The sequence below is a fragment of the Carboxylicivirga linearis genome (assembly GCF_018271995.1).
Lineage (GTDB): Bacteria > Bacteroidota > Bacteroidia > Bacteroidales > Marinilabiliaceae > Carboxylicivirga > Carboxylicivirga linearis.
The window spans coordinates 1-415 of record NZ_JAGUCO010000153.1 but is presented as its reverse complement, the minus strand read 5'-3'; the positions used below and the strand labels follow the sequence as shown (position 1 = coordinate 415).

At 32.5% G+C, this 415-nt stretch carries 1 protein-coding gene; it reads left to right on the top strand.

All coding sequences use genetic code 11. The annotated features are described in order from the left end of the window. Positions 1-125: 125 nt before the first annotated feature. Positions 126-415: hypothetical protein (locus tag KEM10_RS24100; RefSeq protein ID WP_449508523.1), on the top strand; the 290-nt coding region annotated here is incomplete at its 3' end.

Below are 415 nucleotides of genomic sequence, written 5' to 3'. Positions count from 1 at the left end.
TCCCAAGTTGGGATGTTTTTAAACACTTTATCTAAATAAACACCTCTAATACATAATAATACACCTTTATATAACACAAAAACGTTATTATTATTGCCTAATTCATTTAACCTAACCCTCTTATTATGAACAAACCTCATACCCAGTGCCAGAGGATCATTGATAGCTTTGATCGTGAAATTCAGAATGAAGGAATCATCAATCCTTCCAATGCCCTTGATATTCATAAAGGAATCAGAATCTGCCAGGTTACTCTTCAAAGACTCAGACACAAAGTATTGAACGGATGCATTCAATCCATTGAAGATGAAATTTGCCTTTTCAAAACAATCAAACCTCACGTATTGGGACATCTTCTTTTTTACAACTACTTACAAAAGATATTTGAACAAAAACCTTTATCTGAAGAATTTAC